7 protein-coding genes and 1 pseudogene are annotated in these 6696 nt (G+C 36.9%); 2 read left to right on the top strand and 6 right to left on the bottom strand.

Going from position 1 to position 6696, the window contains the following annotated elements; genetic code table 11:
• Positions 1-128: 128 nt before the first annotated feature.
• The gene (locus JCM9140_RS09330; protein WP_034745287.1) at positions 129-350 is read right to left on the bottom strand and encodes a hypothetical protein; all 222 of its coding nucleotides are present in this window, start codon (positions 348-350) and stop codon (positions 129-131) included.
• A gap of 166 nt (positions 351-516) precedes the next feature.
• Here JCM9140_RS09330 and pdaB point away from each other — a divergent pair, with 166 nt between their 5' ends.
• Positions 517-1278 carry a polysaccharide deacetylase family sporulation protein PdaB gene (gene pdaB / locus JCM9140_RS09325; RefSeq protein ID WP_034745285.1) on the top strand — a complete coding sequence of 254 codons (762 nt, stop codon included), beginning with the start codon at positions 517-519 and terminating at the stop codon, positions 1276-1278.
• A gap of 53 nt (positions 1279-1331) precedes the next feature.
• On the opposite strand, the gene JCM9140_RS09320 is transcribed toward pdaB, so the two are convergent.
• The gene (locus JCM9140_RS09320; protein ID WP_034745283.1) at positions 1332-1922 is read right to left on the bottom strand and encodes a KinB-signaling pathway activation protein; all 591 of its coding nucleotides are present in this window, start codon (positions 1920-1922) and stop codon (positions 1332-1334) included.
• A gap of 144 nt (positions 1923-2066) precedes the next feature.
• Between JCM9140_RS09320 and gerD the strand changes: the two genes are divergently transcribed.
• Positions 2067-2693: a spore germination lipoprotein GerD gene (gene gerD / locus JCM9140_RS09315; protein WP_034745282.1), complete on the top strand. Its 627-nt coding sequence runs from the start codon at positions 2067-2069 to the stop codon at positions 2691-2693.
• A gap of 50 nt (positions 2694-2743) precedes the next feature.
• On the opposite strand, the pseudogene salA reads toward gerD, so the two are convergent.
• From salA to JCM9140_RS22460, 4 genes and pseudogenes are all read right to left on the bottom strand, one after another.
• Positions 2744-3798 (bottom strand): annotated as a pseudogene (salA, locus tag JCM9140_RS09310) (iron-sulfur carrier protein/transcriptional regulator SalA).
• A gap of 77 nt (positions 3799-3875) precedes the next feature.
• Positions 3876-4589: an N-acetylmuramoyl-L-alanine amidase CwlD gene (gene cwlD / locus JCM9140_RS09305; RefSeq protein ID WP_034745295.1), complete on the bottom strand. Its 714-nt coding sequence runs from the start codon at positions 4587-4589 to the stop codon at positions 3876-3878.
• Positions 4590-4716: 127 nt separating this feature from the next.
• The gene (locus JCM9140_RS09300; RefSeq protein ID WP_034745280.1) at positions 4717-5151 is read right to left on the bottom strand and encodes a YbaK family protein; all 435 of its coding nucleotides are present in this window, start codon (positions 5149-5151) and stop codon (positions 4717-4719) included.
• A 142-nt stretch (positions 5152-5293) separates the two neighbouring features.
• The gene (locus JCM9140_RS22460) at positions 5294-6652 is read right to left on the bottom strand and encodes a protein kinase domain-containing protein (RefSeq protein ID WP_052002162.1); all 1359 of its coding nucleotides are present in this window, start codon (positions 6650-6652) and stop codon (positions 5294-5296) included.
• Positions 6653-6696: the final 44 nt, after the last annotated feature.

Here is a 6696-nt window from a genome sequence, read left to right as displayed (position 1 = left end):
AACGACTTGTCTTACTATAACACAACCATATTTCTTGGTCAAGCCTGCAAACAATCATTTATTTGCGGCAAGAAATAATATATCATCCGATCAATCCTATGTCAACACTTTTCAAGAGCAGTACACAATTACTGTGTACTGCGTTTATTTAATACGTATTTCATTGTTTCTTTTGGAGGAACAAAACGCTTATAAATTCGGAAAACAATTTGATACTTTTCTTCCATTGCACGTTTCACAACATCATCAATCCGAGGATCAGATAAATCTAAAAGTAATTCCTCCATCTCTCGTTTGAGCATATGTTCAACTTCTTGTACCTCTTTTTCATTTAATAAAAACCCTAACACAAAACCACCTCGACTATTGTGACTACCAACTAATAAACTTTTTTTTCGAAAAGACTCAACCTCATAAACTCTCTTAAATTGTTTTCAATTTGTTCCAATTTTATTCATATCTTCTAAGTTTGTGCCATAGATTGGTCATAACAATGGACAAGGAGGGTAAGAAAAAATGAATTTCTTTTGGATCTTTCACGCCAAGCGCATTAAGCAATTATCACTTATTATCATTGCAGCCTTTTTCACTGCAGGTTTGCTTTATGTAGAACGTTCGCAAATAGCTGTTTTCTCTACACCTGATGGACCACAGGCTTTTTATAAAGCCGAAACGGACGATAAGCAAATTGCTCTTACATTCAATTTAAGTTGGGGAGAAAATAGGATCGGACCAATTTTAGACATTCTAGACCAAAAAGAAGTAGATCATGCAAACTTTTTCGTTTCAGCTGCATGGGCAGAACGATATCCCGAAGTAGTTGCTGATATTAAAGAGAGAGGCCACACCATCGGGAGTCATGGGTATCAATACAAAGATTATACAGATTGGGATGAAGAAAAAGTTAGAAAAGATATCAATCAAAGTGGTCAAATTCTTTCAGAGCTAACCGGAGAAAAACCAAATCTCTTACGTCCACCTAATGGTTCATTTAATAAACGTGTGTTGGAAATTGCAGATAAGCAAGGTTACAGTGTTGTTCATTGGAGCATAAACTCAAAAGATTATCAAAATCCTGGTGTTGATGCCATCGTTAACGCTGTAGTTCCTGAAACGACTTCAGGGGATGTCATCTTGTTCCATGCCTCTGATTCTGTAAAACAAACTCATAAAGCATTGCCAATTATTATTGATCAACTTCGTGGCAAAGGCTTTACGTTTACTACAGTTGAAGATCTAATCGCTAGTACAAAAGCAGAAAATGAAGAAATCAATTAAAAAAAACGAGGTTGCTTCTTAAAGAGCAATCTCGTTTTTTCGACTTTGTTCTATTAACTTTCTTTTTTTGTCAAACGATGTAAAATTAACAATTGCCATGTATTTGCAGTAATTAACGGTGCAAAATAAAGCCATAACCATTTAGGATCGTTTACAGTCAATGCAGGTACCCACTCAATTGTAGTGACAACAACGATAAAAAAGAGAGCTGGAATAAAGGCACCCTGATTCGTGTCTTTTGCTTTTAAGTAAGCAACAAGAAGGCCAAAAGCTAATAAAAGAATTGGCATAACGCTATAATGGAGAATGGTTTCACCAGGCTCAGCAAAAGCTATATACCTAAAGTAAATTAAATCAAATACAACAAAGGCAACAAGAATAATTTGTACATAATTCCACAGCTTTTGTGACTTAAATAAAGCAAGACCGAAGCGATGTAGGGTTAAATACGCAAAAAATCCCATTTGACTGATCAAACTAAAAGCCGCACTAATACCAAGTAACCAAATTAATCCAAATACAAAGTTTAAAAATGAGCCTGCTGTATATACATCAAATTCAATAATTAATCCGACAATAGCACCACTAATACTTCCTATAAGAAGAGTGGAAAAAAACAAGTAAACAACTTTTCGACTGTTCACACACAAATCCTCCAATATTCTACTATGCTTACATGATTGTAACAATCTCTAAAAAAAAATGCTACAACTTCTCCAACAGTCATGAATAAATAAACGACAAATATCTCAAATTAATGACAAAATGACCGAAAGGAGCCGCACAGCATGAAAAAAGTCACTTACGTTTTCACTCTATTTTGCATCTTTGCATTTCTTGCTAGTTGCGCAGCGGCTGACAATGGCGGTGGCAATGCTAATCCAGATTATGAAAGCACAAAGAAAATGATGGTCGATATGCTGCAAACAGATGAAGGCAAACAAGCGATCAAAGAAGTGATGAGTGATGAGGAGTTACGTGGAGAAATTGTAATGGATAACGCCTTTGTCAGAGAAACCATACAACAAACGCTTACCTCTGAGGCTGGTAGACAGTTCTGGCAAGATGTTATGCAAGATCCTGAATTTGCCCAAACATTTGCAGAAAGCATTCAAACTGAAAACGAAAAGCTAATTAAGAACTTAATGAAAGATCCCGAATATCAAGCTATGATGATTACGGTTTTACAAGACCCTGAAATGGAAGAAGCATTCCTGGAGACGATGAAATCAAAGGAGTATCGCCAACAAGTGATGACGATTATGTCCGAATCTTTTGAGAGTCCTTTTTTCACAGCTAAAATTAATGAGATTTTATCTAAGGTTGCTGAGCAACAAATGCAAAAACAAGAACAAGCCACCCAAGAAGGCGGCGGTGGTGAACAAGGCGGTGGAGGCGGCGGCGGAAGTAGTTAATTCGCTGCACCTCTTCAATAAAAAAAGCCCAAATTGGGCTTTTTAATGTTTTACTTGGTTTTTTTTTCAATGACTCTTTTGGCAATCTGTTCGTAAATTTGTCCGATTGGATGTTCAGATGCGTAAACAGATGGAGCAAAATCATTTTTATCTATATCTGGTTGTCCTAAAGGAATTTGTCCAAGTAAATCCGTTTTTAGTTCCTCTGTTAAGCGCTCTCCTCCACCTGTTCCAAATACATACTCTTTTTCCCCTGTTACACGGCTTTCAAAATAAGCCATATTTTCAACGACTCCTAAAATTTCATGATGAGTCTTGATAGCCATTGTTCCAGCACGCGCTGCAACGAAAGCTGCTGTTGCATGTGGCGTAGTGACAAGAATTTCTTTAGAGTGCGGAAGCATCGTATGCAAATCTAACGCAACATCCCCTGTACCTGGAGGTAAGTCGAGCACTAAGTAATCCAAGTCTCCCCATTCAACTTCTGTGAAAAATTGATTTAACATTTTTCCGAGCATCGGGCCTCTCCAAATAACAGGGGCATTGTCTTCAACGAAGAATCCCATCGAGATGACTTTTACACCGAAACGCTCTACTGGATAAATTCGATCAGCAATAACTTTTGGGCGTTCCTCAATTCCCATCATATCAGGTACACTGAAACCATAAATATCCGCATCGATGATCCCTACCTTCTTCCCTAAACGAGCTAAGGTTGTGCTAAATTAACGGAAACGGTTGACTTACCTACTCCACCTTTTCCACTCGTCACCGCAATAAATGTCGTTTTGCTATCAGGAGCTAAAATTTGAGGACCTTGAAAAGCAGGTTCGCTCACGCCCCCTAACTTTTGAAGCTCCTCATCTGATAGCTCTTCAAATCTAAGACCTACTGAAGTAGCTCCTTCTCCTTTTACTACATTAACAATTTCTTGTTGAACTTCCATTTGTTCAGCCGTTCCTGTTTTTGCTAAAGCAATCTTTAAACTAACATTGCCTTCTTTCACTTTTATTTCACGGATGCCACCCGTTTCGACAAGATTTTTATTTAAGTCGCGGTCTTTTACTCGCTTTAATGCTTCGATGACTACTGCTTCTGTTACCAATACGGACACCTTCCTTTTCCTGTTATATTTCTAGTATAGCACAGGAGGAAGTAGGAACGTGAATCCGGTTGCATCTCTTATTCAGAATCTTTTTCATTTGTGTAATAACGTAAAATTCCTTGATAGATGGAAGCTGCTACCTTTTGCTGATACTCTTCTGTATTCAGTAATTCAGCTTCTGTTGGATTGGATAAAAAGCCAGCTTCAATTAATACTCCTGGAATGGCTGCTTGTTTGATTAAATACACATTGTTAATTGGTTTGGCTTGTCTTGTTGTGTTTTCTAGATTTCGTATGATTTCATCTTGCACAAGCTTAGCCAAGCGCTCATTTTCTGGAATGGCTCGATTGTAGAACGTCTGGGCCCCACTCCACCTAGGAGAAGGAATCGCATTTAAATGAAGACTAACAAACATATCCGCACCAGAATCATTCACAATCTCTGCACGTCTTCTCAAATCTTCATTTTTTCGTTGCCTCACTCGTTTTGTATCTGCATTTGCTAAATCATGGTCATCTTCTCGTGTCATTAACACTAAAGCTCCAGCTTCTTGTAAATAATCCCGAAGCTGTTCGCTTATGAGTAAGGTAACGTCCTTTTCAAGCATTCCACTTTTTGAAACAGCACCTCCATCAATGCCACCATGACCGGGGTCAACAACAATCACCTTTCCTGATAATGGCAAATTCCATGTAGACCATGAATCATTACTAACAAATTGATATTGAACAATAAATAATAAACAAACAACACCTAATGCAAAAGCTGCCCCTTTTGCCCACTTTACCAAGTTCACTCTCCATCCCTCCTCGTCCCTTTATATATATTGGGACAAGGCGAAGAATATGAAAAAGGAATAGAAAAAAGGTGAATTTCCTTTTCCCTACTCCTCTAACTTTTCCTTCATAATCTATTTATTAATGCAAGCGTAGTCTGTATCTTTTTTCACCCTCAATGAATCCTTTTGTCCACCAGTGGTCAACAAATGATTCTGTAGCAATTTGCAACGAATCAAGAACATAATCTGATTCAATTAGCCATCCTTGTAAAAGGTTGAAGATACAATGTGTAATTTCCGTTAAATCATCATCACATCGTTGTTTCACTTTAACAATAGACTCACCCAAGTACCCAAACTTTCCATATTCAGCTCCTAACAGGTAAGCATCAATGGCCATATCCATACAAGGATCTAACAAAAACGGATGGGAAAGAAAATGAAAAGGCACAACAGGTTTGAAATGTTCCTCAACGTTCGCTTGAACTTTTTTTAATGAAAGGTTTCGTAATACACCCCGTTCAAACTTCCACTGCTTTTCTCTTCGCTTTTCCGCAAGCAAAGTGACTGTCATGGTCTTTCGCTCCTCTCCTTTCAATTTCTTCTTATTAGTATAAGGAAGCGAAAGATGAAGCATGCAGTGGAAAAACTGTCGATATTGTCCAATAACTAATTTCGTTCATTTTGTTGAATTGGAAACAACCTTATATGGGATACTATAAAAGATTTCTTAATGCCTCTTTAAATTCAATTGTCGTTTTGTATCTCTGTTTCGGTTGCTGGCTCATTGCTTTTCTTATTACATCCTCTACAACCTTATTTTCTAAAGTGAACGTGTGTACACCTAACTGATTATCCCACTTTGGAAATTTTCCTGTTAATAAACATACACATACATAGGCGGATGAATAAACATCTGTTGATTCATCTAATCGTAATAATTGCTCTCTAAGTTCCGGTGGCTTCCCTGACACTCTTCTATGTTTTCGCTGACCTTTATATCCATCCTCATTGTTTTTTTCAAAGGCAAAACCAAGATCGATCACTTTAATTTGGTTCCGCGTACCATTTACTAATAAAATATTCTTAGGTAGGATATCACAATGAAAAATATTATACTTGTGCAAATGGCCAACCGCTTCTAAAATTTTAATTGTAATTTCAATCGCATCTTGCTCACTTTTCTTCTGAATCTTCCTTCCATCAGCTAGCGGAGCTCCGTTAATATACTCCATAACTAAATAACCCCGACTGTTGTATTTAAAATAATCATAAAGCTTCGGCAATGAAGAATGCTTCTTGTATTTTCGCATGATCTCTGCTTCTTTTATAGCACCTTTTAATAAGACTCTTTCTTTAATTGCAACGTCTCTTTTCCATTTATGATCATAACCTTTGTATACTTTACTTTGTAATCCCTTTCCAATTAATGGACCTATCTCAATATGCTCAAATTTATTATCCTTTTTGATTTCATCTGCTTTATGAACATACCGACTCAATGTCCTTGAATTCATCCATTTTATATAAAGTTCCTGATCAATTAACTTTACGTGCTTTCTGAACTCTTCCAACAACCCCATATTATCAAGTGTCTTGAAGAGAGTTCTTGGAACAGGCAACCTCTTTTTAAAAGAGTTCACATGATCGATCACTTTTAACTTTTTTTCATTCGTAACAAGTATATGTCTAACATTTTTGTCGAAACGCTTAAATCCAATTCTTTCAAAGTCCTTAAACATGTTTATAATTTGCTTACTAATATGTTTTGGCATTCTCCTTTTTTTAAGTAAATACTCATCTAAAGTCATTCCTGAAATATATTCCATAACTGTGTAATTTTCTCCAGTTTCATACATGTTCGGCAAATAAGGTGAGTCTTTCCCTGCCAGTAGTACTTCCTGTTCCTGTGCTGCATCCTCAGCTTTTGGATAAATTTTCACACAACGATTATCTGCAATTTGAAATACCGCTCCCTGTACACCTTTACCAATTAATTTGTAAGGGGTTGGATTGTGTTCAATTATCACTTTTGGATGACCCTTCTTTACTTTAATTGACTCAAACTCCCTCATACTTTTCTCCTTTCCACTATTCGTTCATAGGCCTTTTTAGTCAT

The sequence above is a fragment of the Halalkalibacter wakoensis JCM 9140 genome (assembly GCF_000513095.1).
GTDB lineage: Bacteria > Bacillota > Bacilli > Bacillales > Bacillaceae_D > Halalkalibacter > Halalkalibacter wakoensis.
The sequence above is the reverse complement of the archived record's forward strand: the minus strand, read 5'-3'. Positions and strand labels throughout refer to the sequence as shown.